Raw genomic sequence first — 807 nt, 5'->3', positions numbered from 1 at the left:
GCCCAGCACGGCGTACATGAACTGCGGCAGCCGGTCGGCGGCCACCAGCGGGGCGAGCTCCTTCTCGATGTCCTGCTCCTTGGCCGTGTCCGGCACCGAGGTCAGTGACAGGTTGGCACCCAGGGTGTTGGAGAAGCTCGCCGCTGACTGCCCGTCGTGGACCCCTCCGGGGGTGGCGCAGCGGGCGCCGGGTGCCGGCCGGACGGTCGGCGCCTGGGAGGTGGCCAGGCCGACCATCTCACCGAAGTTGTGGAAGCTCTTGCCCTGGGCGGCCAGCTGTTGGAACACCGACCCGCACCGGGGGTAGACGATCGGGGCGGTCGGGTCGTACGGGTGGTTGCGGTTGGAGTAGTAGTGCAGGTAGCTCTTCTCGGTGTAGTCGCTGGAGACCCCCTCGGCGGTCCAGTGGTGACCCTGGATGCTCGCTTCGCCGTCGCTGTAGAAGTTCTGCGAGAGCCCGAACCGGTCGGCCAACCGGTGGGCGTTCGGGGTGAGGGTGCGCCCTTGGGCGTCCTTGGCGCCGAATTCGGTGTAGGCGGGCTGGACGTCCGCGCCGGGGCGGTGCAGGTCACCGAAGACCTGGTCGAAGGTGCGGTTCTCCCGGACCACAAGCATCACGTGCTTGATCGGGCTGTGGCCGGCGTGCGCGGCGTCCGGGATCGGGGAGTCCGCCGGGCGCTGGGCGTTGGCTTGGGTGGGGTACAGCAGGTCGGCGCGCGCCCGCGTGGTCCAGTCCGCCAGCTGAGGGGTGCTTGGACGCGGCACAGCCGTGAGCAGCCCGTGCCGCTTGTTGACGATGTACTGCTG

The 807-nt window shown here is 69.9% G+C and carries 1 protein-coding gene; it reads right to left on the bottom strand.

Annotated features, from left to right (window positions below; translation table 11 throughout):
* Positions 1-807, bottom strand: an 807-nt coding sequence (locus tag IG99_RS43480) for an alkaline phosphatase family protein (protein WP_037684567.1), incomplete at both ends; no start/stop codon positions are given.

This window comes from Streptomyces griseus subsp. griseus (assembly GCF_000720255.1).
Taxonomy (GTDB): Bacteria; Actinomycetota; Actinomycetes; order Streptomycetales; family Streptomycetaceae; genus Streptomyces; species Streptomyces griseus_I.
The sequence above is the reverse complement of the archived record's forward strand: the minus strand, read 5'-3'. Positions and strand labels throughout refer to the sequence as shown.